The 24,545-nt window shown below is 66.2% G+C and carries 22 protein-coding genes, 2 tRNA genes and 1 pseudogene; 17 read left to right on the top strand and 8 right to left on the bottom strand.

The genetic code is table 11. The annotated features are described in order from the left end of the window. The first annotated feature begins 53 nt into the window (after positions 1-53). From ccoG to C0099_RS10710, 3 genes are all read left to right on the top strand, one after another. Positions 54-1,460 (top strand): cytochrome c oxidase accessory protein CcoG, encoded by a 1,407-nt coding sequence (gene ccoG, locus C0099_RS10720; protein ID WP_102247404.1) that lies wholly within the window; start codon positions 54-56, stop codon positions 1,458-1,460. Positions 1,461-1,474: 14 nt separating this feature from the next. Then, a complete protein-coding gene (locus tag C0099_RS10715; protein ID WP_102247403.1) occupies positions 1,475-1,987 on the top strand; it encodes a FixH family protein in 513 nt (170 codons plus the stop codon). A 111-nt stretch (positions 1,988-2,098) separates the two neighbouring features. Beyond that, positions 2,099-2,356, top strand: coding sequence for a hypothetical protein (locus C0099_RS10710; protein ID WP_102247402.1), 258 nt, complete (start codon positions 2,099-2,101; stop codon positions 2,354-2,356). A gap of 22 nt (positions 2,357-2,378) precedes the next feature. Here C0099_RS10710 and C0099_RS10705 read toward each other — a convergent pair whose 3' ends face one another. After that, positions 2,379-2,822: a universal stress protein gene (locus C0099_RS10705; protein ID WP_102247401.1), complete on the bottom strand. Its 444-nt coding sequence runs from the start codon at positions 2,820-2,822 to the stop codon at positions 2,379-2,381. Positions 2,823-2,911: 89 nt separating this feature from the next. Here C0099_RS10705 and C0099_RS10700 point away from each other — a divergent pair, with 89 nt between their 5' ends. After that, positions 2,912-4,321 carry an MBL fold metallo-hydrolase RNA specificity domain-containing protein gene (locus C0099_RS10700; RefSeq protein WP_102247400.1) on the top strand — a complete coding sequence of 470 codons (1,410 nt, stop codon included), beginning with the start codon at positions 2,912-2,914 and terminating at the stop codon, positions 4,319-4,321. A 6-nt stretch (positions 4,322-4,327) separates the two neighbouring features. On the opposite strand, the gene fnr is transcribed toward C0099_RS10700, so the two are convergent. Beyond that, complete coding sequence (gene fnr, locus C0099_RS10695; protein WP_228151570.1) at positions 4,328-5,068, bottom strand: fumarate/nitrate reduction transcriptional regulator Fnr; 741 nt, start codon at positions 5,066-5,068, stop codon at positions 4,328-4,330. A gap of 113 nt (positions 5,069-5,181) precedes the next feature. Here fnr and hemN point away from each other — a divergent pair, with 113 nt between their 5' ends. The 3 genes from hemN (at position 5,182) to C0099_RS10680 (ending at position 7,587) form a co-directional block, all read left to right on the top strand. Next, complete coding sequence (gene hemN / locus C0099_RS10690) at positions 5,182-6,573, top strand: oxygen-independent coproporphyrinogen III oxidase (RefSeq protein WP_102248476.1); 1,392 nt, start codon at positions 5,182-5,184, stop codon at positions 6,571-6,573. A gap of 82 nt (positions 6,574-6,655) precedes the next feature. Beyond that, the gene (locus C0099_RS10685) at positions 6,656-7,363 is read left to right on the top strand and encodes a sulfite exporter TauE/SafE family protein (RefSeq protein ID WP_102247398.1); all 708 of its coding nucleotides are present in this window, start codon (positions 6,656-6,658) and stop codon (positions 7,361-7,363) included. Positions 7,364-7,377: 14 nt separating this feature from the next. After that, on the top strand, positions 7,378-7,587 hold the full coding sequence (locus C0099_RS10680; protein ID WP_102247397.1) for a heavy-metal-associated domain-containing protein: 210 nt from the start codon (positions 7,378-7,380) through the stop codon (positions 7,585-7,587). A gap of 10 nt (positions 7,588-7,597) precedes the next feature. On the opposite strand, the gene C0099_RS10675 is transcribed toward C0099_RS10680, so the two are convergent. Together C0099_RS10675 and C0099_RS10670 are read right to left on the bottom strand one after the other, a co-directional pair. Next, positions 7,598-8,734 (bottom strand): GNAT family N-acetyltransferase, encoded by a 1,137-nt coding sequence (locus tag C0099_RS10675; RefSeq protein WP_102247396.1) that lies wholly within the window; start codon positions 8,732-8,734, stop codon positions 7,598-7,600. Between the two features lie 70 nt (positions 8,735-8,804). Next, positions 8,805-9,161 carry a hypothetical protein gene (locus tag C0099_RS10670; protein ID WP_102247395.1) on the bottom strand — a complete coding sequence of 119 codons (357 nt, stop codon included), beginning with the start codon at positions 9,159-9,161 and terminating at the stop codon, positions 8,805-8,807. A 157-nt stretch (positions 9,162-9,318) separates the two neighbouring features. Here C0099_RS10670 and C0099_RS10665 point away from each other — a divergent pair, with 157 nt between their 5' ends. After that, entirely contained in the window at positions 9,319-10,935 is a 1,617-nt protein-coding gene (locus C0099_RS10665) for an NAD+ synthase (protein WP_173768999.1), read from the top strand. 46 nt (positions 10,936-10,981) lie between these two features. Next, positions 10,982-11,320, top strand: coding sequence for a P-II family nitrogen regulator (locus C0099_RS10660; protein WP_102247393.1), 339 nt, complete (start codon positions 10,982-10,984; stop codon positions 11,318-11,320). Between the two features lie 57 nt (positions 11,321-11,377). Here the strand turns inward: C0099_RS10660 and C0099_RS10655 are convergent, their stop codons facing one another. Both C0099_RS10655 and trxB read right to left on the bottom strand, forming a co-directional pair. Continuing rightward, positions 11,378-12,409: a Smr/MutS family protein gene (locus tag C0099_RS10655; protein ID WP_102247392.1), complete on the bottom strand. Its 1,032-nt coding sequence runs from the start codon at positions 12,407-12,409 to the stop codon at positions 11,378-11,380. An 11-nt stretch (positions 12,410-12,420) separates the two neighbouring features. Next, positions 12,421-13,371, bottom strand: a complete 951-nt coding sequence (gene trxB / locus C0099_RS10650) for a thioredoxin-disulfide reductase (protein ID WP_102247391.1) — start codon at positions 13,369-13,371, stop codon at positions 12,421-12,423. A 206-nt stretch (positions 13,372-13,577) separates the two neighbouring features. Between trxB and C0099_RS10645 the strand changes: the two genes are divergently transcribed. After that, positions 13,578-14,243: a Crp/Fnr family transcriptional regulator gene (locus C0099_RS10645; protein WP_102247390.1), complete on the top strand. Its 666-nt coding sequence runs from the start codon at positions 13,578-13,580 to the stop codon at positions 14,241-14,243. Between the two features lie 45 nt (positions 14,244-14,288). Here C0099_RS10645 and ppa read toward each other — a convergent pair whose 3' ends face one another. Continuing rightward, a complete protein-coding gene (gene ppa, locus C0099_RS10640) occupies positions 14,289-14,837 on the bottom strand; it encodes an inorganic diphosphatase (RefSeq protein ID WP_102247389.1) in 549 nt (182 codons plus the stop codon). Positions 14,838-14,931: 94 nt separating this feature from the next. Next, positions 14,932-16,962 carry a sodium-translocating pyrophosphatase gene (locus C0099_RS10635; RefSeq protein ID WP_102247388.1) on the bottom strand — a complete coding sequence of 677 codons (2,031 nt, stop codon included), beginning with the start codon at positions 16,960-16,962 and terminating at the stop codon, positions 14,932-14,934. Positions 16,963-17,249: 287 nt separating this feature from the next. On the opposite strand from C0099_RS10635, the gene C0099_RS10630 reads away from it, so the two are divergent. The 7 genes and pseudogenes from C0099_RS10630 to C0099_RS10600 all read left to right on the top strand — a co-directional run bounded on the left by C0099_RS10630 (position 17,250) and on the right by C0099_RS10600 (position 24,525). Then, positions 17,250-19,529, top strand: coding sequence for a DNA translocase FtsK (locus C0099_RS10630; RefSeq protein ID WP_102248475.1), 2,280 nt, complete (start codon positions 17,250-17,252; stop codon positions 19,527-19,529). Next, positions 19,529-20,158: an outer membrane lipoprotein chaperone LolA gene (lolA, locus tag C0099_RS10625; RefSeq protein ID WP_228151569.1), complete on the top strand. Its 630-nt coding sequence runs from the start codon at positions 19,529-19,531 to the stop codon at positions 20,156-20,158. The genes C0099_RS10630 and lolA overlap by 1 nt, the downstream gene beginning before the upstream one ends. A gap of 7 nt (positions 20,159-20,165) precedes the next feature. After that, complete coding sequence (locus tag C0099_RS10620; RefSeq protein WP_173768954.1) at positions 20,166-21,512, top strand: replication-associated recombination protein A; 1,347 nt, start codon at positions 20,166-20,168, stop codon at positions 21,510-21,512. Beyond that, on the top strand, positions 21,509-22,792 hold the full coding sequence (gene serS, locus C0099_RS10615; RefSeq protein WP_102247386.1) for a serine--tRNA ligase: 1,284 nt from the start codon (positions 21,509-21,511) through the stop codon (positions 22,790-22,792). Before C0099_RS10620 ends, serS begins: the two co-directional genes overlap by 4 nt. Positions 22,793-22,873: 81 nt before the next feature. Further along, positions 22,874-22,966: transfer RNA gene (locus C0099_RS10610), tRNA-Ser, on the top strand. 51 nt (positions 22,967-23,017) lie between these two features. Beyond that, positions 23,018-23,094 (top strand) — tRNA-Arg (locus C0099_RS10605). A 674-nt stretch (positions 23,095-23,768) separates the two neighbouring features. Further along, positions 23,769-24,525, top strand: a pseudogene (locus C0099_RS10600) (IS5 family transposase). The last annotated feature ends 20 nt before the right edge of the window (positions 24,526-24,545 follow it).

The raw sequence follows: 24,545 nt of genomic DNA, 5'->3' as shown, positions 1-24,545 counted from the left end.
CGCCCGTCCGGACAGCGTCCGGACGGGCATTGTCGCAATTACACGGAAGCAGCATGGCCGAGAGCAAACGCAGCGTGAGCGAACAGCCCATTCAGACCGATTCGCTCTACGTCTCGCGCAAGAAACTCCACGTCCGTTCGGCGAAGGGCAACTTCACCAACTGGCGCTGGTTCTTCGTGTGGTTCACGCAGATTCTCTACTACGGCCTGCCGTGGCTGGAATGGAACGAACGCCAGGCGGTGTTGTTCCATCTGGCCGAGCGCAAGTTCTACATCTGGGGCTGGGTATTCTGGCCGCAGGACGTGTTCTACCTGGCCGTGCTGCTGATCATCTCGGCCTTCGGCCTGTTCTTCTTCACCGCGATCGCCGGCCGCCTGTGGTGCGGCTACACCTGTCCGCAGACGGTCTATACAGAGATCTTCATGTGGATCGAGGAGAAGATCGAGGGCGACCACGTGGCGCGACGCAAGCTCGACGCGGCGCCGATGAGCGCGAACAAGGCGCTGCGCCGCGCCGCGAAGTATCTGGTGTGGGCTGCGGTGGCGTTGTGGACGGGCTTTACCTTCGTCGCCTACTTCACGCCGCTCGACGGTCTGATCGAGTCCTTCGCGACCTTCGACGTGAGCGGCTGGGTGCTGTTCTGGACGCTGTTCTACGCCATCTTCACCTATGTGTTCGCCGGCGTGATGCGCGAGCAGGTGTGCCTGTACATGTGCCCGTACGCGCGCTTCCAGGGCGTGATGTTCGACCCCGACACGCTGGTCGTGACCTACGACACCGAACGCGGCGAGCCGCGCGGCTCGCGCAAGAAGGGCGTCGATCCGGCGTCGGTGGGCAAGGGTGACTGCGTCGATTGCACGGTGTGCGTGCAGGTCTGTCCGACCGGTATCGATATCCGCGACGGCCTGCAGTACGAATGCATCGGCTGTGGGGCCTGCATCGACGGCTGCAACGACGTCATGGACCGCATGGGCTACGAGCGCGGCCTGATCCGCTATTCGACCGAGAACGCCGTGCGCCAGCACTGGGGCAAGCGCGACATCCTCCGACATGTGTTGCGCCCGCGCATCCTCATCTACGCGGCCCTGCTGATGGCCATCTGTGCGGCAACGCTGGCCGCCCTGGTGCTGCGCCCGGACGTGCGCGTGGACGTCATCCGCGACCGCGCCTCGCTCGCCCGCGAGGTGCCCGGCGGCCTGATCGAGAACGTCTACCGCCTGCAGGTGATGAACATGTCGGAGATGCCGCGCGAGGTGCACATCGGCGTGTCGGGCCTTGACTCGATGACCATCGCCGGGCCGACCATCGCGCTGCTGCCAGCAGCCGGCCTGGAGTCGGTGCTGGTGAACGTGCGCGTGCCGTACGACGTGGCCGAGCCGGGCATCTACGACATCGAGTTCGAGATCGAAGCGGAGAGCGCGACGGTGCGTGAGCAGAGCACCTTCATCCTGCCGCGATGAACAGGGAAGACAAGATGAATACCGCTACCGACGCACACCCCACACCCTGGTATCGCCAGCGCTGGCCGTGGATCCTGATGATCGCTCCGGTCACGGCGATGGTGCTGGGCTTCGTGCTGCTGTATCTGGCCATCACCACCAACGACGGTCTGGTGGTCGACGACTACTACCGTCAGGGTCGGGCGATCGACCAGACCATGGCCCGTTCGGCGCAGGCGGCCGAACTCGGCATGGTCGCCGACCTGAGTCTGCGCGCCGGCGAGATCCGCGTGCGCCTGTCGGCGCGCGACGGGGTGGAACTGCCGCGCGAGATCGTCGTCAGCGTGATCCACCCGACGCGCGCCGGCTTCGATCAGGTGTTGCGTCTGGAAGCGGGCTATGGCGGTCAGTACGTCGGCCCGCTGGCATCGCTGACGGCCGGGCGCTGGCACATCCAGATCGAAGACCGCGAGCGGGCCTGGCGCCTGCATGGCGACGTACAGGTGCCCGATGGCGCCACGGTGCGCATCCTCCCCTACGAAGTTTGATTCTTTCCCGCCTCGGGCACATACTCGTCACGGAAGTGGCAGGGTGCGCGCACGCCCGCGTCAGACGTGGCGGTGCGGACAGAAACATCCGAACTCTGAGGGGAATCGCGGATGAAGTGGATCCTGGTGCTGTGGCCGTCTTTTCTCGTCGCCGGTGTGGCCGAGAGCCTGTTCTTCACGCTGGTCAATCCGCGTGAGTTTTACCTCTTCGGCGAGACTGTCGCGTTCTCGCCGATCGCCACCTATTCGATCGGATTCTTCGCCTTCTGGGCGGTGTGCGCGGCGTCCAGCCTGCTCACGCTGTACCTGGTCGGGCGTCCGCCGCGCGCGCATCCGCCCCCTGTCGGTCGTCACCACGCTCACGGCTGAGCAGCGCCGCGCGCTTCCGGCCTCAGCGGTGGATCAGCACCGGAATCTCGCTGTGCGAGAGCACCTTCTGCGCCTCGCTGCCAAGCAGCAGGCCGGCGATGCCGCGGCGCCCGTGCGAGGCCATGAAGATCAGGTCGCAGTTGTGGCGGTTGGCCGCGTCGATGATGCCTTCCCATGGCACCTCGCAAACGTCGGTGTCGGTATCGGCGGCGACGTTCGCCTCGTCGGCGAGTTGCTTGGCGCGCGCCAGAATGGCCTTGGCCTCGGCTTCGGCGGACTGCGCGAACTGTTCCGGCGTGGTCGGGTCGATGAGCGCCCCCTCACCGTAGATCGGCATCGGAAAGTCCGGTTGCGCGTAATAGATCGTTACCTGGGCACCGAGCGTCGCCGCAAGACGTACGGCGTTCGCAACCGAAGCCTGCGACAGTTCGGAACCGTCGGTCGGGACCAGAATGTGTTTGAACATGGTGCGCTCCGCTTTGGGTTGGCGATGACGTCATTATAGCCAGCCTTGTCATCGGGCCTGTGCAAGCATCCTGTCACTTTGGGGTATTTATGAGAATCACGTTCCACGGCGCGGCCGGCGAGGTCACGGGTTCGTGCGCGCGCATCGAGCACGAGGGCGGCAGTTTTCTCGTCGACTGCGGCATGTTCCAGGGTGGGCGCGATGCAGAACGACGCAACCTGCAGGCGCTCGACTTCGATCTGGAGAAGATCGATTTCGTCGTGCTCACGCACGCGCACCTGGACCACTCCGGCCTGCTGCCGCGGCTGGTCGCGCTGGGCTGGCGTGGTCGTGTGCATTGCACGCAGGCCACCACCGATCTGCTCGAGGTGATGCTGCTCGACGCCGGCCACATCCAGGAGCAGGAGGCCGAATGGGCCACACGCCGCAAGCGCGCGCGGCGTGGCGGCGCGGTCAATACGGCGCCGCTGTACACAGTGGAGCAAGCACGGGCCAGTCTGGCGCGCTTGCGCGGCCGGCGTTACGACGAGCCGTTCTCGCCCGCAAGCGGCGTCGAAGTCACTTTCCGCGAAGCCGGTCACATCCTCGGCTCGGCGATCGTCGAGATCGACGTCGATGCGGGCGGGCACAAGCAGCGGCTGGTGTTCTCGGGGGATCTTGGCATGCGCGGCCGGCCGGTGCTGCGCGATCCGGCACGCATCGCGCGCGCCGACGTGCTGGTGGTCGAATCGACCTACGGCAACCGCGCACACCGGCCGCTGGCCGAGACCGAGGAAGAACTGGTGGAGATCCTCTCGGACACGCTCGAACGCCGTCACGGCAACGTCGTGATTCCGGCCTTCGCGGTAGGGCGGACGCAGGAAGTGATCTTCGTGCTCGCCGACCTGGTGCGCCGTGGCCGCCTGCCCAGGCTTGAGATCGTCGTCGATTCGCCGATGGCCACGCGCGCCACCGCCGTGACCTTCGAGCATGACGATCTGTGGGACGCGCCCACGCGCATCCTGCGTGACTGGGTCTCGGCCCATCCGGACAAGGTGCGCGTGCGCTTCGTCGCCGACGTCGAGGAGTCGATCGCGCTCAATGCGCGCAAGTCGGGGCTGGTGATCGTGTCGGCCAGCGGCATGTGCGAGGCCGGTCGCATCAAGCACCATCTCGCGCACAACCTGCCGCGACGCGAATGTGCGGTGGTGATCTGCGGCTTCCAGGCGGGCGGGACGCTCGGCCGGCGCCTGGTCGATGGGGTGCGCCAGGTCACGCTCTTCGGCGAGCGCGTGCCGGTGCACGCCAGCGTACATACCGTGGGCGGCCTGTCCGCGCATGCCGACCAGCCGGGCTTGCTCGACTGGCTGGGCGGCTTCGAGCATGCGCCGCGGCGCACCTTCGTCGTGCATGGCGAGGCGAGTGCGGCGCAGGCCTTTCGGGATGTGATTGAAGCGCGTCTTGGCTGGCGCAACGTCGTCGTTCCGCAGGCCGGCGAGGCGCAGGTGCTCGACGCCTGAGCCGCGTCAGCGTGCAGCAGGTTGCTGGATGAGGCGCCGTAGTCCGGTCAGATTCTGGATGCGGATGTGTTTTTGCTGCACCGCGACCAGGCCTTCGTCCTGGAAGCGCGAGAAGGCACGCGATACCGTCTCGAGCTTGAGCCCGAGATAGGAGCCGATTTCGTCGCGCGTCATGCGCAGATGGAATTCTGCCGGTGAGAAGCCGCGCGCGTTGAAACGCTGCGACAGGTTGAGCAGGAAGGCGGCCAGTCGTTCTTCGGCGCGCATCGAGCCGAGCAGCATCATGACGCCGTGATCGCGCACGATCTCGCGGCTCATGACCTTGTGGAACTGGTGCTGCAGGCCCTCGACCTCGCGCGACAGCTCCTCGAGCCGGTCGTAGGGAATCACGCACACCTCGCTGTCCTCCAGGGCGACTGCGTTGCAGGTGTGGACCTCGGTGCTGATGCCGTCCAGACCGAGCATCTCGCCGGACATCTGGAAGCCGGTCACCTGCTCGCGACCGTCCTCGAGCAGCACGTCCGTCTTGAACCAGCCGAGCTTGATCGCGTAGATCGCCTCGAAGGGCTCGCCCGCACGATACAGGGGCTGCTGGCGGCGGACCTTGCGCCGTGCGCCGACCAGGGCGTCGAGACGCTCGACGTCCTCGATGCTCATGCCCACGGGCAGGCACAACTCGTGCAGGTTGCACTGGGAACACGCCGATTGCATCGCAGCCGGGCTGATCTGGACCGTCGATTTGCTCACTCTTGCAAGGCTCTCCACTGCGGCGCGGAAACTGCGCCCCTCGCATTTGACTCACGTCAAACCGCGCCGAAGCGGAATCTGCGATCGTTGTACCCATGATGCAAACCACGACCATGACCCGACCCGACGAACTCGTCTTCGACCCCGCCTTGATCCGTCGGTTCGACGTCAGCGGGCCAAGATATACATCCTACCCCACGGCAGATCGTTTCGTTGAGGCCTTCGACGCCGAAGCGCTCAAGCAATGGCTGCGCAAGCGCTCCGTGGGCGGGGTGGCGCGACCGCTGTCGCTGTACTTCCATATCCCCTTCTGCAACACCATCTGCTACTACTGCGGGTGCAACAAGATCATCACCAAGGATCATGGTCGCTCCGCGAAGTATCTGAAGTACCTCGCCAAGGAGATCGCGCTGCAGGCGGCCTGCCTGGAGGGCAGTCGAGAAGTCACGCAACTGCATCTTGGTGGCGGTACGCCGACCTTTCTGTCGCACGACGAGATGCGTGGCCTGATGGCGTCGGTGCGCGAGCATTTCACCCTCAAGCCGGGCGGCGAATACTCGATCGAGGTCGATCCGCGCAAGGTCGATTTCGACACCGTGGCGCTGCTCGCCGAACTGGGTTTCAACCGCATGAGCCTGGGCGTGCAGGATTTCGAGCCCGAGGTGCAGCAGGCGGTCAACCGCATCCAGAGCTTTGAGGAAACCAAGCTGGTGCTCGATGCGGCGCGTGCCACGGGTTTTCGTTCGGTGAGCATCGACCTGATCTACGGTCTGCCCAAGCAGAACGTGACCAGTTTCGATCGCACGCTCGACAAGGTCATTGAACTCGCGCCAGACCGCATCTCGCTCTACAGCTACGCCCACCTGCCGGCGACCTTCAAGCCACAGCGTCGCATCGATGCGGCGCTGCTGCCCAATCCGGACGGCAAGCTGCAGATCCTCAAGCTGGCGATCCGGCGGCTCACCGAGGCGGGTTATGTCTATATCGGCATGGACCACTTCGCGCGCCCCGACGACGAACTCGCCGTGGCGCAGCGTCAGGGCCGTCTGCATCGCAATTTCCAGGGCTATTCGACGCAGTCCGAGTGCGACCTGCTGGCTTTCGGCGTATCCGCCATCGCCAGCATCGGGCCGGTGTATGCGCAGAATCACAAGATCATCGACGACTATTACGACGCGCTCGACCGCGACGAACTGCCGGTGCTGCGCGGCATCGAGCTGTCGGCCGACGACGTGCTGCGTCGTGCCGTCATCCAGGGCCTGATGTGCCACTTCGAGCTGTCGATGGAGTCCATCGAGATTGCCCACCTGATCCGCTTCGAGGACTACTTCGCCGCCGAGCTGGCCGAACTGCGCGAAATGGCCGATGCCGGGCTGATCGAGATCGCCGACGGCTGGATCACCGTGAAGCCGGCCGGACGTTTGCTGGTGCGCGTGATCGCGATGGTCTTCGATCGCAACCTGCGCGCCGATCGCGAGCGCGCGCGCTATTCGAAAGTGATCTGAGCGCGCGCTCGCGCGGCGGGCTGTCCATCGTCCCCGAGGACGGGTATCCTCCCGCTTCCCCTGCGCCTCAAATCATTGATTCATGCCCGAGACCGGCTATATCGCGGCCTTCCTGATCGGCCTCCTCGGCGGCACGCATTGCGTGGCGATGTGCGGCGGCATCGTCGGCGCGCTGTCGGTGCAGATGCCCGGCCGCTCGGTGCGCCAGTGGCCCATCCATCTCGCCTACAACCTGGGCCGCATCACCACCTACACCGTGCTGGGCGTGTTCGCCGGGGCAGTCGGCAGTGCCGGCATGCTCCTCGGCGACGTGCTGCCGGTACAGCTCGCCCTGTACGTGGCGGCCAACGTGATGCTGATCCTGCTCGGACTGTACCTGACCGGGATGACGCAGCTGCTCGCGCCCGTCGAGCGCGCCGGCGGCGTGTTGTGGCGCCGCATCCAGCCCTACACCTCGCGCTTCCTGCCGGCGCGCACGCCCGCGCGCGCGCTCCCGCTGGGGCTGCTGTGGGGCTTTCTGCCCTGCGGTCTGGTCTATAGCGTGCTGGCGACCTCGCTGGTTACCGGATCAGCCGTGCGTGGTGGGCTGCTGATGCTCGCCTTCGGCCTGGGAACCTTACCCAACCTGATGCTCGCCGGCATGCTGTTCAAGCGCTTTCGCGACTTCACGCGCGACACGCGAGTGCGTTTCGTGGCGGGTCTGGTGGTGCTGGGATTCGGCGTTTTCGGGCTGTATCATGCGCCCAGCCTCGGAGGCCATCTTTGGAGTGGCGTTGTGTGCGCGACCTGAATGGAGAAAAGTCGATGAGCGAAGTGACGATGCGTGTCGAAGGCATGAGTTGTGGCGGTTGCGTGCGCAACGTCACCGGCGTGCTCAAGGCCCTGGAAGGGGTGCAGGAGGTCGAGGTCAGTCTGGAGCAGGCCGAGGCGCGCGTGCGCTTCGATCCGGCCCAGGTTTCGCCAGAGGACCTGCGTCGGGCCATCATCGACGCCGGCTTCGACGCGCCGGCCTGAGACGGCTGCCTCACGGTCCCTCGCGCCGGAACGGGACGCGCTCGGACAGTTCCCCGAGGTAGAAGTCGATGCCCGCGGACTCGTGTTCGAGGAAGCGGTCCACCGCGTCGGCGAAGCGTTCGTCGCGCAGCCAGTGCGCCGAACGTGTCTCGACCGGCTCCAGCCCGCGCGAAATCTTGTGCTCGCCCTGCGCGCCGCCTTCGAAGCGCGGGATGCGGTGCGCAATGCAGTACTCGATCGCGCGGTAGTAGCACAGCTCAAAGTGCAGAAAGGGCAGATCTTCCACCGCCCCCCAGTAGCGACCATACAAGGCCTGCCCGTCGAGCAGGAAGAAGGCAGAGGCGACCGGTGTTGCGTCGCGGTAGGCGATGAGCAGGCGTACGCCCGCGGGCATGCGCGCGGCGAGCATCGGAAAGAAGGCCGGGGTCAGGTAGGGCGTGGAGCGGTGCAGCGCGTAGGTGCTCGCGTAGCAGTGGTGGAAGAAGGCCCAGTCCTCGCACGTGGCGCTGTGTCCGTCGAGCCACCGGCATTCGAGTCCGTGGGCGGCCGCGCGGCGGCGCTCCTGCCGGATCTTCTTGCGCTTGGCATGATTGAGCGCCGCCAGAAAATCCTCGAAGTCGCGATAGCCGCGTTCGTGCCAGTGGAACTGCACGCCGCGACGCAGCATGAAACCGTTCTCTGCCAGTAACTCGGCTTCGTGTGGGCCGGGCAGCAGTACGTGCATCGACGACAGACCGGATTCGTCGGCGAGGGCGCGCGCGGTTCGGGCCAGGGCGGCGCGGGTGGCCTCGTCGCGGGCGAGCAGGCGCGCACCCGGCACCGGCGTGAACGGCACCGCCGACAGCCACTTCGGATAATAGGCCAGCCCGTGACGCTGGTAGGCGTCGGCCCAGGCCCAGTCGAACACGTACTCGCCAAACGAATGCAGCTTCTCGTACAGCGGCATCGCCGCGACCGGCGCGTCGCCGTCGAAAAGCACGAGATGCTGCGGGTGCCAGCCCGTGCCTTCGCCGACCGAGCCGCTGTCCTCGAGACTGGAGAGCAGGGCATGCGACGTACAGCAGCGACCGTCGCCGAGCGCGTCCCATGCGGATGCGTCGATGTGGGAGATGTGGCGGACGAGTCGTGGAACGAGGGTTTGGGACATTCTTCGGATGCACAAAAACAAACGGCCCGCCGGGCTCGGCGGGCCGTCAAGCATAACGGATCGGGAGGGGTCAGACGGTCTTGCAGTCGTTGGCGAGGGGCTTTTGCGTGCGCCCGTCGAGGAGGACCGCCTTCCATGGCAGGTCGATCCAGACAAGGCCGCTGCGGCTGTCTTCGTAGCGCGGCAGACCCGAGTACGACAGGTCGCGTTCGAGCTGGTAGCGCCGGCCCTTCCAGCCGATATCGAGCATGTTTGCCGAGCGGGCGTCGCGGCGCACGTCGATGCGCTGGCCGAACGCGCAGTGGTAGTCGCCGCTGGCCAGCTCGAAGCTGAGCTGCATGCGATTGTCGGCTTGCGTGGCCGGTGCCGCGAAAGCCAGCGCCGGACAGGCTGTCAGCGCGATCAGGACGGTAAGGTAGTTGCGCATCGTCCAATCTCCCGAAGGGTGGACTTGCAATTCTAGGACAACATTGGAAATTGCGAAGTGGCACGTGGTAAGCGGCGGTAAGCAATTGTGAGCGTGGGCCGCTGCCGTCCCACGCGCGCTATGCCGGGCGGCGGGCGAAGCCGGTATCATGGCGCACATGAAATCCGTGACCTCGATCGCCGTCGTACAGGCCAATTTTGTCGTCGGCGACCTCGCCGCCAATGCAGATCGCATCATCGCTGCGATCGAACGGGCCCGCGCGCAAGGCGCCCGCATCGTACTCACTCCCGAACTGGCCTTGTCCGGATATCCGCCCGAAGACCTGCTCTTGCGGCCGGACTTCCACCGTGCCTGCGAGCGCGAACTGGCTCGCGTGGCTGCTGCGGCCGGCGACATGGTGGTCGTGCTCGGCCATCCCGAGATGCATGCGGGCCGATGCTACAACACGGCCTCGGTGTTGCGCGAGGGCGTCACGCTGGCAGTGTGCCGCAAGCGATCGCTGCCCAACTATTCGGTATTCGACGAGCAACGCTATTTCGCGCCGGGGCAGGAAGCCTGCGTGTTCGAGCTCGACGGGGTGAAGATCGGGGTGGCGATCTGCGAGGATCTGTGGGAGCCGGGGCCGGCGCGCGCCGCGCACGAGGCCGGCGCCGAACTGCTGCTGGCGCTCAACGCCTCGCCGTTTCACGTCGACAAGCGTTCGCTGCGCCTGGGCGTGATGCACGCACGGGCGGCCGAAACCGGCTTGCCCATCCTGTATTGCAACCTGGTTGGAGGGCAGGATGAACTGGTGTTCGACGGCGCGTCCTTCGCGCTCGACGCCGACGGGCGCGTAGCGTGGCGTGCGCCGTCCTTCGAAGAGTGCCAGGAAGTGGTGCACCTGGACGGCGGTCGCTGGCATGCGGGCCCGGGCGCGCCCGAACCCGATGCGGATGCGGAAATCTACGCGGCCCTGGTCACCGGGGTGCGCGATTACGTCGGCAAGAACGGTTTTCCGGGCGCCATCATCGGCCTGTCCGGCGGCATCGATTCGGCACTGACGCTGGCGGTGGCGGTCGATGCGCTGGGTGCCGAGCGCGTGCGCGCGGTGATGATGCCCTCGCCCTACACGGCGCAGATGAGCCTCGACGACTCGCGCGAGATGGTGCGCCGCCTGGGCGTGCGCTATGACGAGATCGGCATCGAGGCGGCGATGCAGACCTTCGCGCGGATGCTCGCCGAACAGTTCCACGGCCTGCCCGAGGACACTGCCGAAGAGAACCTGCAAAGCCGCATCCGCGGCATGATCCTGATGGCGCTGTCGAACAAGAGCGGCGCCATCGTGCTCACCACCGGCAACAAGAGCGAGATGGCCACCGGCTACGCGACGCTCTACGGGGACATGGCGGGCGGCTTCGCGGTACTCAAGGACTTGTACAAGTGCGCCGTGTATCGGCTCTCGCGCTGGCGCAATGGGCAGGGCGAGGTGATTCCCGCGAACATCATCACGCGGCCGCCGTCGGCCGAACTCAAGGCCGATCAGCTGGACCAGGATTCGTTGCCGCCCTACGAGATACTCGACGCCATCATCGAGGCCTACATGGAGCGCGACGAGGCGCCGCGCGAGATCATCGCGCGCGGCTTCGCCGAAGCCGACGTGCGGCGCGTGGTGGGTCTGCTCAAGCGCAACGAATACAAGCGCCGTCAGGCCCCGGTGGGCATCCGCGTGACGCGACGCGGCTTCGGCAGGGACTGGCGTTATCCGATAACATCGCGCTACCGCGACGAGTACTGACGCGACGCCGCCCCGCGTCCCCCGAATTGTGCGAGGAGAAAACCAGATGAAGAAAATCGAAGCCATCGTCAAGCCGTTCAAGCTCGACGAGGTGCGCGAAGCACTGGCCGAAATCGGCGTCAACGGCCTCACCGTGACCGAGGTCAAGGGCTTCGGGCGGCAGAAGGGGCACACCGAGCTGTACCGCGGCGCCGAGTACGTCGTCGATTTCCTGCCCAAGATCAAGGTCGAGATCGTGCTCTCCGACAGCCTGGTCGAAGCTACCATCGAGGCCATCGTCAAGGCTGCGCGTACGGGCAAGATCGGCGACGGCAAGATCTTCGTCACCCCGGTCGAGCAGGTGGTGCGCATCCGCACCGGCGAGACGGACGAGGACGCGCTCTAGGCCTGATCCTGATGTCGTGAGCGAAACGGGTCGCCTGCGGGCGGCCCGTTCGCGTTTTCAGTCGCGCGGGCGTGCGGCGTTGCCCCGCAACAGCACGAGCAGCGCCCCCGAGCCGCCCTGGTTGGCGCCGGCCTGGCAGAAGGCGAGGATTTCCTCGCGCTGGGCGAGCCAGCCGCGCGAGAGCTGCTTGAGGATGGACACGCGCCCGGGCGAACCCAGCCCCTTGCCGTGGATGACGCGCACGCAGCGGTCGCCGCGCTGCAGGCTGGCGGCAAGGAAGCGCCCCAACGCCTCGCGCGCCTCGACGCGCGTGTAGCCATGCAGGTCCACCTCACCCTGCAGGGCCCAGCGCCCGCGGCGCAGGTCGACGAGGACGCGCCGCGGCAGGCCGGGGCGCAGGAAGGCGGCTTCGTCGCCCATGTCGAGACGATCCTCGAAGGTGATTGCCGCTTCCATCGTCTCGCGCAGCGCCAAGGCCTCGTCCTCGCTCGACTTGCGCGGTTCGGGCGGGGGCGCAGCGCGTTCGGGCACGACGCGGTTGGCGTCGTCGAGGCGCTGCGTGCCGCGCATCGCGTGACGGAACAGTCCGTCCGCGCTCATCGCGTCGGGGTCGGCAGGCAGTAGCGGCGGGGTGTCGTCGGAGTCGGGCTTGGCCAGCGGGTCGGCCGGCGCGGCGTGATGGCGTCCGGCGCGGGCACGCTCGCCGGACAGTTCCACGCGGTTGTCGTCGGCGAGCGGTTGCACGTCGGCCATGCTGGCGCGAAACAGTGCGCTGTCGGACAGGTTTGCCGGGTCGCGTTCGGGGCGCGGGCGTTCCGTTTCGGACTCGGGCTCGGGTGCGCGCGGACGCGGCACCGGAGCCGGTCGCGGGCGCTGGAGTTCGACGCGGTTGCCGTCGTCGATCGGCGCGACGTCGCCCATTGTCCGCCGGAACAGATCGGCATCCTCCGGGTCCGCTTCGCCGGTTGAGTCCGTGACGGGTGATGGACGTCGGCGCGACGGCGTGGCCGGCTGATCGATCAGCCGGCCACGCAGGCGCTCGAGTGCGTCCAGGCTGCCGGCGGGGAGGGACGACTTGCGCCGGGCCATGAGTTTCGGGTTCAGTCGAGCGCGTCGAGGTAGCGTTCGGCGTCGAGCGCGGCCATGCAGCCGGTCGCAGCCGACGTGACGGCCTGACGGTAGATGTGGTCCTGCACGTCGCCCGCGGCGAATACGCCGGGCACGCTGGTGGCGGTGGCGTTGCCGTTGCGCCCGGCCTGCGTGACGATGTAGCCGCCTTCCATCTCCAGCTGACCTTCGAAGATGTCGGTGTTGGGCTTGTGGCCGATGGCGATGAACACGCCGTGCAGCGCGAGTTCGCGCGTGGAGCCATCCACCGTGCTCTTCAGACGCATGCCGGTTACGCCACTGTCGTCGCCGAGAATCTCATCCAGCGTCGAATCGAGTGCCAGTTCGATCTTGCCCGCCGCAACCTTCTCCATGAGCTTGTCGATCATGATCTTCTCTGCGCGGAACTGCTGGCGACGGTGTACCAGCGTGACCTTCTCGGCGATGTTGGCCAGATACAGCGCTTCCTCGACGGCGGTGTTGCCGCCGCCGACCACGGCCACTTCCTGATTGCGGTAGAAGAAGCCGTCGCAGGTGGCGCAGGCGGACACGCCGCGCCCGGCGAACTTCTCCTCGGATGGCAGGCCGAGATACTTGGCGGTCGCGCCGGTGGCGATGATGAGCGCGTCGCAGGTGTATTCGCCGGAGTCTCCGACCAGCCGGAAGGGACGTTCGCCGAGTTTCACCGTGTGCACGTGGTCGAAGATCATCTCGGTGTCGAAGCGCGCCGCGTGACGCTCGAAGCGCGACATCAGGTCGGGGCCGAGCACGCCGTCGGCGTCGGCCGGCCAGTTGTCCACGTCGGTCGTCGTCATCAACTGCCCGCCCTGCGCCATGCCGGTGACGAGCACCGGCGAGAGGTTGGCGCGGGCGGCATAGACTGCGGCGGTGTAGCCGGCCGGGCCGGAGCCGAGGATGAGCAGGCGTGCGTGACGGGTGGACATGCAAAAGTTCCTGAATGGCGTTGAAAACGGATCGATTATAACGGTTCGCCCGGAACGGACCGTCGATCGGGGCGATAGAATCCGACGATCGCCGCGTCACTATTGAGCTTTGGTCGCGAGCGTGAAATAGTGCACAGAACAACATTAAGAAATCCGGAAATGCTGAAGTCATCGCTTCGCCGGATCGAGGTGGGGGAGGGAGATCCATGCAGTCTTCGGTATCGACGGTCGCGCTGCGCACCTTTGCGTTGTTCCAGGGGCTTCCCGAGGACACGCTCGGCCGTGTCGCGGCGGTCGCCAGCATGCATCGTCACCCGCGCGGTCAGCGCGTCGTCGCCGCAGGCGAGGCCTGCGATTACGTCTATTTCGTACTCACCGGCTCGGTCAAGGTCGTGGTCAGCGGCGAGGAAGGCGGGCGCGACGCGATCCTGAGCCTGCTCGGTCGCGGTGCCGTGTTCGGCGAGATGGCGATGTTTGGCGATCAGCCGCGTTCGGCTTCGGTGGTCGCCGCAGAGGCCTCCGACCTGGTGCGCATCGCGTCGGCCGATCTGCGTCGCTTGATGCAGGAGAACTTCGAACTGGCCTGGCGCATGATGTGCATGCTCGCCGACCGCCTGCGCGAAGCCGATCGAAAGATCGAGAGCCTGTCGCTGCGCGATGTGCACGCGCGCGTGCTCGAACTGCTGCACGAGATGTCCGAACCCGATGGTGATGCGCGCATCGTCGCCACGCGCATCACCAAGCAGGACATCGCCAAGATGGTCGGCGCCTCGCGCGAGATGGTCAGTCGCGTGATGCGTGACCTGGTGCGTGACGGTACGGTCGAGGAAACCCGCAAGGGGATCGTGCTGCGAGCCGTGGAGGCGGGCTGACGCCGCCGGGGGCCATGCCCCGGTTCACTGGCGTTGCCGCGGCGCTCAGAACTGCGGCTTGACGGGCGATTCGGCGTACATCTTCTCGCTGGCGAGAATCTCCGCCTTGGCGTCGTCGGCACTACCCCAGCCTTCGACGCGCACCCACTTGCCTTCCTCGAGATCCTTGTAGTGCTCGAAGAAGTGCGCGATCTGGTTGCGCAGGTCGAGCGAGACATCCTGCACGTCGCGCACGTTGCGGTAGGCGTTGCACAGCTTGTCGATGGGCACCGCCAGTACCTTGGCGTCGTCGCCCGATTCGTCGGTCATCTTGAGCACGCCGACCGGACGGCAGCGAATCACCGAGCCGGAGATCAGCGGCACCGGAGTGACCACCAGCACGTCGACCGGATCGCCATCGTTGGACAGCGTGTGCGGCACGTAGCCGTAGTTGCACGGATAGTGCATGGCGGTGCTCATGAAGCGGTCCACGAACATCGCGCCGGTCTCCTTGTCGACCTCGTACTTGACCGGGTCGGCGTGCGACGGAATCTCGATGATGACGTTGATTTCGTTGGGGATATCGTTGCCGGAGGTGACGCGATCGAGATTCATTGAGAAGCCTTTCGGGTGCGCAAAAGAAAGGCCGGCATTATAGCCGGCCTCGGGTCTGCGTGCGAGGCGCGGGTGTTGCCGCGCCCCGGTGCGATCACAGCAGTGGCACGATCAGCAGCGCAACGATGTTGATGATCTTGATCAAGGGGTTGATGGCCGGGCCGGCGGTGTCCTTGTAGGGGTCACCGACGGTGTCGCCGGTGACGGCCGCCTTGTGCGCTTCCGAGCCCTTGCCGCCGTGGTTGCCGTCCTCGATGTACTTCTTGGCGTTATCCCAGGCGCCGCCGCCGGCGGTCATCGAGATCGCCACGAAGATGCCGGTGATGATGGTCCCGAGCAGCACGCCGCCGAGTGCCTGCGGCCCGAGGATCAGGCCGACGGCCACCGGCACCAGCACCGGCAGCAGCGAGGGCACGATCATCTCCTTGATCGCCGATTTGGTGAGCATGTCCACCGCGCGCGAATAGTCGGGCTTCTGCGAGCCGTCCATGATCCCCGGCATCTCGCGGAACTGGCGCCGCACCTCGACGACGATGCCGCCGGCCGCGCGTCCCACCGCTTCCATCGCCATCGCGCCGAACAGATAGGGAATCATGCCGCCGATGAACAGGCCGATGATCACCATGTGGTTGGACAGGTCGAAGGTCATCGACTTGCCGGCCGCCTCGAGCCCGTGCGTGTAGTCGGCGAACAGCACCAGCGCGGCCAGACCCGCCGAGCCGATGGCATAGCCCTTGGTCACCGCCTTGGTGGTGTTGCCCACCGCGTCGAGCGGGTCGGTGATGTTGCGGATCGATTCGTCCAGACCGGCCATCTCGGCGATGCCTCCGGCGTTGTCGGTGATCGGGCCGTAGGCGTCGAGCGCGACGATGATGCCGGTCATCGACAGCATCGACGTCGCGGCAATCGCGATGCCGTACAGCCCGCCCAGTTCATACGCCCCCCAGATCGACGCGCACACGGCGAGCACCGGCGCGGCGGTGGCCTTCATCGACACCCCCAGGCCGGCGATCACGTTGGTGCCGTGACCGGTGGTCGAAGCTTCGGCGATGTGGCGTACCGGGCCGAACTCGGTGGCGGTGTAGTACTCGGTGATCCACACCATCGCCGCGGTCAGCGCCAGGCCGATGAGTGCGCTGAAGTACAGGTTGGCCGAGCTGATGGTCTCGCCGTCATTGAGCGTGACGTTGTCGCCAAGCATCCATATCGTCACCGGATAGAAGGCGATGGCCGCGAGTACGCCGGCGACGATCAGGCCGCGGTAGAGCGCGTTCATGATCTTGCCGCCTTCCCGTGCGCGCACGAAATAGCAGCCCGCGATGGAGGCGAGGATGGACACGCCGCCGAGGACCAGCGGATAGATCGCCGCCGCGGTGCCCGCGTCGCGCAGCAACAGGCCGCCGAGCAGCATGGTGGCGATCACGGTGACGGCGTAAGTCTCGAACAGGTCGGCGGCCATGCCGGCGCAGTCGCCGACGTTGTCACCGACGTTGTCGGCGATCACCGCCGGGTTGCGCGGGTCGTCCTCGGGGATTCCGGCTTCGACCTTGCCCACCAGGTCTGCGCCGACGTCCGCGCCCTTGGTGAAGATGCCACCGCCCAGACGAGCGAAGATGGAGATCAGCGAGCCGCCGAAGGCCAGTCCGACGAGCGGGTGGATGGGGTCGTCGACGCCGACCATCAGCAGGATGGCGTAATAGCCGGCGACACCGAGCAGCCCCAGGCCGACCACCAGCAGGCCGGTGATCGCGCCGCCGCGGAAGGCCACCTGCATGGCCGCGTCCAGCCCGCCCTTGGCGGCCTCGGCGGTGCGCACGTTGGCGCGCACCGAGATGTTCATGCCGATGTAGCCGGCCAGTGCAGAGAAGACTGCGCCGATGGCGAAACCGATGGCGCTGCCGAAGCCGATGAAGATGGCGACGAGCACGAACAGCACGGCGCCGACGATGCCGATGGTGAGGTACTGGCGGTTGAGGTAGGCGGTCGCGCCTTCCTGGATGGCGCGTGCGATCTCGCGCATGCGCTCGTTTCCGTCCGGTTTGGCCAGGATCCACTTGACCGAATACCCGCCATACGCGAGTGCAGCCAGCGCGCACAGCAATGCAAATAGCAAAGCACCTACCATGGTTTCCTCCCCCTATCGTTTGCGTTTCGTCAGCCAGACTCCCCGTTTCACACCGAATGTCATTGCGGTCCGCGCCGCGCAACGCGGCCATGGACGCGCAGCCAAGAATACGCCCTGATCGCAGCCCCGTGTACACGTGATGGCCGCGTCATGCGCGCGTCGAGAGAATGCGCAAGCCGCGAGTGTGTTCGCGCGGGTTCGAGGTTGCAGCCTGTTGCAACAGGGCGGCGGGACGATCGCATATAATCGCTGGCTGTGGAACTCATCCCGGCGAGCCTTTCTTGAAACTGCCTTCGCGCTCGAAATCCCGCTCCCAGCCTCTTCCGGAGCGCATCTCGCTGCTGCTCCAGGAGGCCCGCTGGCTGATTCTCGGCGTGCTCTCCCTGTATGTCGGCCTGATCCTGCTCGGCTACAACCAAACCGATCCGGGCTGGTCGCATGCGGCCGAGGTCGCGCGCGTGTCCAATCCGGGCGGGCGCGTCGGTGCCTGGCTGGCGGACCTGCTGTACTCGCTGTTCGGGCTGTCGGCCTGGTGGTGGGTGATCTTCCTCGGCTATGGCGTGGTGTGGGGCTTTCGTCGCCTGCGCCGCGAACTCACGGCCGACCGTCGTTCCTTCTTCATCGTGGTGGCCGGCTTCCTGGTGGTGCTGCTCGCCAGCAGCGCGATCGAGTCGCTGCGCTTCCACACCCACGGTGCGACCCCGCCGCACGCGCCGGGCGGCATCGTCGGCGTCGAGCTGGGCGCCATCATGCAGCGTTACTTCGGCTTCACCGGCGGCACGCTGATGCTGCTCGCCTTGCTCGCCAGTGGCATCAGCCTGTTCTCCGGCATCTCCTGGCTGAGCGTGACCGAGCGCGTCGGCGCGGCGATCGAGCGCGCCTGGACGAGCCTGGTCGACACCTGGTATCAGTGGCAGGATCGGCGCGCCGGTCGTCAGCTCGCGCAAAAGCGCGAAGCCGTCGTGCAGACGCGCAAGCGCAAGACCGAGCCCACCGCCGCGCCGCTGCGTATCGAACCGGTCGTCGAGGTGCCCCGTTCCGAGCGCGTCGAGAAGGAACGCCAGAAGATCCTGTTCGAGGACATGGGCGCCGACGGTCTGCCGCCGCTGGGCCTGCTCGACCAGCCGGCTACCGACATCGAGCCACCGTCGGCGGACACGCTGGAATTCACCTCGCGCCTGATTGAGACCAAGCTGGGCGAATTCGGTGTCGAGGTGCGCGTGGTCGCCGCCTATCCGGGGCCGGTGGTGACGCGCTACGAGATCGAGCCGGCAGTCGGGGTCAAGGGCGCGCAGATCGTGAACCTGTCCAAGGATCTGGCGCGCGCGCTGTCGCTGGTGTCACTGCGCGTGGTCGAGACCGTGCCGGGCAAGTCGTGCATGGCGCTGGAACTGCCCAATGCCAAGCGTCAGGTGGTGCGCCTGTCCGAGATTCTCGGCTCGCAGGCCTATCACCAGATGCACTCGCCGCTGACGGTGGCGCTGGGCAAGGACATCAACGGCCAGCCGGTGGTCGCCGACCTGGCTAAGATGCCGCACCTTCTGGTGGCCGGCACGACCGGTTCGGGCAAGTCGGTGGGCATCAACGCAATGATCCTGTCGCTGGTCTACAAGGCCAGTCCCGAGAAAGTGCGCATGATCATGGTCGACCCCAAGATGCTGGAGTTGTCGATCTACGAAGGCATTCCGCATCTGCTCGCGCCGGTGGTCACCGACATGCGTCACGCGGCCAACGCGCTCAACTGGTGCGTGGGCGAGATGGACAAGCGCTACAAGCTCATGGCCGCCATGGGCGTGCGCAACCTGGCCGGCTTCAATCGCGCGGTCACCGAGGCGCGCAAGGCCGAGAAGCCGCTCACCAACCCGTTCTCGATCACGCCCGAGAGCCCCGAGCCGCTGGAGACGCTGCCGCACATCGTGGTGGTCATCGACGAACTGGCCGACCTGATGATGGTGGTCGGCAAGAAGGTCGAGGAACTGATCGCGCGACTCGCGCAGAAGGCGCGCGCCGCGGGCATCCACCTGATCCTGGCCACGCAGCGGCCGTCGGTGGATGTCATCACGGGTCTCATCAAGGCCAACGTGCCCACGCGCATCGCCTTCCAGGTGTCGTCGAAGATCGACTCGCGCACCATCCTCGACCAGATGGGTGCCGAGACCCTGCTGGGCATGGGCGACATGCTCTACCTGCCGCCGGGTACGGGTTTTCCGGTGCGCGTACACGGCGCCTTCGTCGCTGACGGCGAGGTGCACAAGATCGTTGATCACCTCAAGAAGATGGGGCCGCCGGACTACGTCGAGGACGTGCTTGCGTCGCCCGAGGAGGCCTCCGATGCGCTCGGTGGTGGCGACGACAACGACGCCGAGGCCGACCCGATGTACGACCAGGCAGTCGCCGTCGTGCTCAAGACGCGGCGCCCGTCGATCTCGTTGGTGCAGCGTCACCTGCGCATCGGCTACAACCGTGCCGCACGGCTGATCGAACAGATGGAACGCGCCGGGCTGGTGTCCTCGATGGGCGCCAACGGCAACCGCGAGGTGCTCGCACCTGCGCGCGAGGAGGAATGATGCAACTGTCCCCATGGCGTAGCGTGTTCGCTGCGCTCGCTCTCGTTTGCGCGGGCGCGGCGCAGGCTGCCGACGCCGGCATCGTCCAGCTCGAGCGCTTCGTCGCGCGTGCCGGCAGCGCCGCCGGCCATTTCGAGCAGACCGTGATGTCGCAATCAGGCCGTCGTCCGCAGGTCTCCAGCGGCCGCTTCGTGTTCGACCGCCCCGGGCGCTTCCGCTGGGAGTACGTGAAGCCCTATCCGCAACTGCTGGTCAGCGACGGCGACAAGCTGTGGTCGTGGGACCCGGACCTGAACCAGGTCACGGTGCAGCCCATCGGCGATGCGCTGGGCTCCACGCCGGCCGCGATTCTCGCTGGCGACGGTGCGCTGGAGCGCAATTTCACCCTCATCGACGGCGGCGAGCGCGACGGCCTGGCCTGGGTCACGGCCGAGCCGCGTGAACGCGAGAGTCCGTTCGAGATCGTGCGTATCGGGCTCGCGGACGGCATGCTGCAACGCATGGAAATGCGCGACCACTTCGGCCAGACCACGGTCATCGATTTCCCCGATCTGGCCACTGGCGTGGATCCCGATCCCGATCTTTTCCGCTTCGTGCCGCCTGATGGCGCGGATGTGCTGAGTCACTGAGGATGGTGTGACGGCAGATTTGTTCGGCTCGGCTGAATCCGGCGACATCCCGCTGGCCGAACGCCTGCGACCAACAGGTCTCGACGAGGTCGCCGGCCAGCGCCACCTGCTCGGCCCGGGCAAGCCGCTGCGCCTGGCCTTCGATTCGGGCAAGCTGCATTCGATGATTCTGTGGGGGCCGCCCGGCGTGGGCAAGACCACCCTGGCGCGCCTCATGGCGCAGGCTTTCGAGGCCGAGTTCGTCGCGCTCTCGGCGGTGTTCTCCGGCGTCAAGGACATCCGCGAGGCGGTCGCGAGCGCGCAGGCGGCGAAGGCGCGTGGGCGTCACACCATCCTCTTCGTCGACGAGGTGCACCGCTTCAACAAGGCGCAGCAGGACGCCTTTTTGCCCTTCGTGGAGCAGGGGCTGGTGACCTTCATCGGCGCGACCACCGAGAACCCGTCCTTCGAGGTCAATTCGGCGCTGCTCTCGCGCGCGGCCGTGTATGTGCTCGAACCGCTCGATGCGGAAGCCATGCACGCATTGTTCGAACGCGCCTGCGCGGCCGCCTGCCCGGATCTCGCGTTCGAGCAGGATGCGCGTGACCGACTCGTCGGTTTCGCCGATGGCGATGCGCGGCGCCTGCTCAACCTCGTCGAACAGGTCACGGTCGCGGCCCGGACCACCGGGGTGACGAGCGTCGCACCGGAGTTCGTCGACGAGGCGCTGGCGAGCAAGCTGCGCCGTTTCGACAAGGGCGGCGAAGCCTTTTACGACCAGATCTCGGCCCTGCACAAGGCGGTGCGCGGCTCCGACCCCGATGCCGCGCTGTACTGGTTCTGCCGCATGCTCGACGGTGGCGCCGAGCCGCTGTATCTGGGCCGGCGCCTGGTGCGCATGGCGAGCGAGGACATCGGCCTGGCCGACCCGCGCGCGCTCGACATCTCGCTCGACGCCTGCGCTGCGTTCGAGCGCCTGGGCAGCCCCGAGGGCGAGCTGGCGTTGGCGCAGGCAGTGGTGTTCCTCGCCTGCGCGGCCAAATCGAACGCGCTCTACAAGGCTTATAATGCTGCGCGCAAATTCGTTGCCGACGACGGCTCGCGCCCCGTGCCGCTGCATCTGCGCAACGCGCCGACCCGGCTGATGAAGGAACTCGGCTACGGTCACGCCTACCGCTATGCCCACGACGAGCCCGAAGGCTATGCCGCTGGCGAGCAGTACCTCCCCGACGGCATGGCGCCGCCGCGCTGGTATCGTCCGGTGGAGCGGGGCATGGAGGCGCAGATCGCCGCCAAGCTCGAGCACCTGCGCCGCCTCGATGCCGCCGCGCGCAACGACGCCCCCGACAAACCCGAAACTCCGGATTCCAGATGATCGACATCCAGCTCCTCCGCAACGACATGGACAGCGTCGTGGCCGCCATGCGCCGCCGCGGCTTCGCCTTCGACCCGGCCGAATTCCAGGCGCTGGAGGCCGAGCGCAAGACGCTGCAGACGCGTACGCAGGATCTGCAGGCCAGGCGCAACGCACTGTCCAAGCAGATCGGCATGCTCAAGGGCAAGGGCGAGGACGCTTCCGGCGTGATGGCCGAGGTGGCCGGACTGGGCGACGAACTCAAGGCATCCGAGCACAAGCTCGCGGACTTGCTGCCGCGGATCGAGGCGATCACCGCCAGCCTGCCGAACATGCCGGACGCCGGCGTGCCGGATGGAACGGACGAAACCGGCAACGTCGAGGTCTCGCGCTTCGGCGAGCCGCGTGAGTTCGATTTCGAGGCGCTCGACCACGTCGACGTCGGCGCCGGCCTCGGGCTGGATTTCGAGGCCGCCACCAAGATCACCGGCTCGCGCTTCGCGGTCATGCGCGGGCCGGTTGCACGCCTGCACCGCGCACTCGCGCAGTTCATGCTCGACACCCACACGCTGGAGCACGGCTACACCGAGGCCTATGTGCCGTACATGGTCAACGAGGCCTCGATGTTCGGCACCGGCCAGTTGCCCAAGTTCGAGGAAGACCTGTTCGCCGTGCCGCGCGGTGAGGGTGAGCGCAATTTCCTGATTCCGACCTCGGAAGTGCCGCTGACCAACCTCGTGCGCGGCGAAATCCTCGCCGCCGACGCCCTGCCGATCAAGCTCACCGGCCACACGCCGTGCTTCCGCTCCGAGGCCGGCAGCTACGGTCGCGACACGCGCGGCATGATTCGTCAGCATCAGTTCGACAAGGTCGAGCTGGTGCGCATCGAGCATCCCGACAACTCCGACGCCGCGCTCGAAGAACTCACCTCGCACGCCGAAGCCATCCTGCGGACGCTTGGACTGCCGTATCGCAAGATGCTGCTGTGCGCCGGCGACATGGGTTTCGGCGCGCGCCGCACCTACGACCTCGAAGTGTGGCTGCCGGCGCAGAACGCCTACCGCGAGATTTCCTCGTGTTCAAACTGCGGGGATTTCCAGGCGCGCCGCATGCAGGCGCGCGTGCGCGGCGCGGACGGCCGGAACGTATTCGTGCACACGCTCAACGGCTCGGGCCTGGCCGTCGGCCGCACGCTGGTCGCGGTGCTGGAGAACTACCAGCAGGCCGACGGCAGCATCGTCGTGCCGGAGGCGCTGAGGCCGTGGATGGGCGGTATCGAGAAGCTCGCACCGGGCGCCTGAAAAGCCGCCCGCAGGGGTTGCCGCGCAGCGGTGCTGTGCGTACAATTCGGCCTCTTCGACGGACACGCGCCGTCGAGAGCCGGAGAGGTACCGAAGTGGTCATAACGGCGCCGACTCGAAATCGGATGGTCAGGGAAACCTGGCACGTGGGTTCGAATCCCACCCTCTCCGCCAAAGTTTCTTGACGAAAAGTCACGGGATGCTAGAATTCCGCTTCTTTTCGACGCGCTCGTAGCTCAGTTGGATAGAGTACCTGGCTACGAACCAGGGGGTCGTGGGTTCGAATCCTGCCGAGCGCGCCATATATTCAAGCACTTACGCCACCTCAAAAGGGTGGCGTTTGTGTTTCTAGGGTCCGGGCTAGCACCGGGCTAGCAAAAGGAAGGGGTCACAGCACCGTCTGCCTGCGCCTACGAAACCGCGATGCTTCGGGCTTTCGCCTTGGAGCCGGCTTATCAGGTAGCGTGACCCGGCTCGACAGTTTCTTGTCGATACCCATCGCCGTTTTTTCGAGCAGGCTCACGCCCAGGGGAGCGCCTGACCGTGTCGGTAACTTCTGGTCGCGCAAAAGTGGTGGTCTGGGCGCTAACCACGTCCGCTCGCTAAACGTCGATTCGCTGCGTACCTCGGTGCCGAAGGGTGCCGCCCGCCTAGGCCTATCGGTCTTTCGGACGTCGAGCAACGCGTATGCGCGTGCCGTTGATAGGGTCCTCCGGATCGAACAGGCATGTCGGCTGTTCCTCCCGGCCCTTCGCATCACCTTCCCATGCCCGTATCGCTGCAGCAGCATGTCGCGATTCTTCGCGTCGGGCCGAGATGTAAGAGCAGACCCCGAAGACGGCTAGGCCAGTTAGGGCGCCGATCAGTGCGCATTCGATCATGGGGTTTCTTTGACGAGATGAGTCATCGGGTAGCCTAGGCTCTGTTCACATTTGAAGTTTTATGTTCACATTCTGATCTTTGAGCGGAGATCAGGATGGCTCGGATGGTGCTGTCGGATGAACAGTGGGCGTCGATCGAAGATCTGTTGCCCGGCAAGCCAAGCGATCGTGGGCGTACGGCCAAGGACAATCGGTTGTTCGTCGAGGCTGTGCTGTGGTTGGCGCGCACGGGCAGCCCTTGGCGCGACCTTCCGCCCGAGTTTGGTAACTGGCACTCGACGTACGTACGCTTTGCGCGTTGGCGCGATGCTGGCGTCTGGGACCGAATCGCCTTTGCGTTGGCCGGTGAGCGCGATCTGGCGCGGGTGTTCATCGACTCGACCATCGTGCGTGCCCACCAGCACGCCTGTGGCGCCCAAAAAAAGTAGGGCCGCAGGCGCTGGGTCGCTCGCGTGGGGGCTGACGACCAAACTGCATTTCGCGGTCGATGCTTTGGGCAAACCGCTGCGCATGATTCTGACCGCCGGACAGGTTGCCGACATCGAGTGTGCGAACGAGCTCATTGCCGAGTTGCCCTGCGCCAGCCTTGTGGCCGACAAAGGCTACGATGCCAACGCGTTGGTAACGAGCGTCGAAGCGTCCGGTGCGCAAGCGGTCATTCCGCCGCGCTCCAACCGCATCGAACCCAGGCAGTACGACCGCAGCGCCTACCGCGAACGCAACCTGATCGAGCGCTTCTTCAATCGCATCAAGCATTTTCGACGGATCGCCACGCGTTACGACAAACTCGCCCGCAGCTATCTGGCATTCGTGCGCGTTGTGTGTGCGGTGATTTCATATCGCTATATGTGAACAGAACCTAGCGCCTGGAC

The sequence above is a fragment of the Pseudazoarcus pumilus genome (assembly GCF_002872475.1).
In the GTDB taxonomy this organism is placed as follows: Bacteria; Pseudomonadota; Gammaproteobacteria; order Burkholderiales; family Rhodocyclaceae; genus Pseudazoarcus; species Pseudazoarcus pumilus.
Note: the sequence above shows the minus strand (reverse complement) of the source record. Positions and strands in the feature narration are given on the sequence as shown.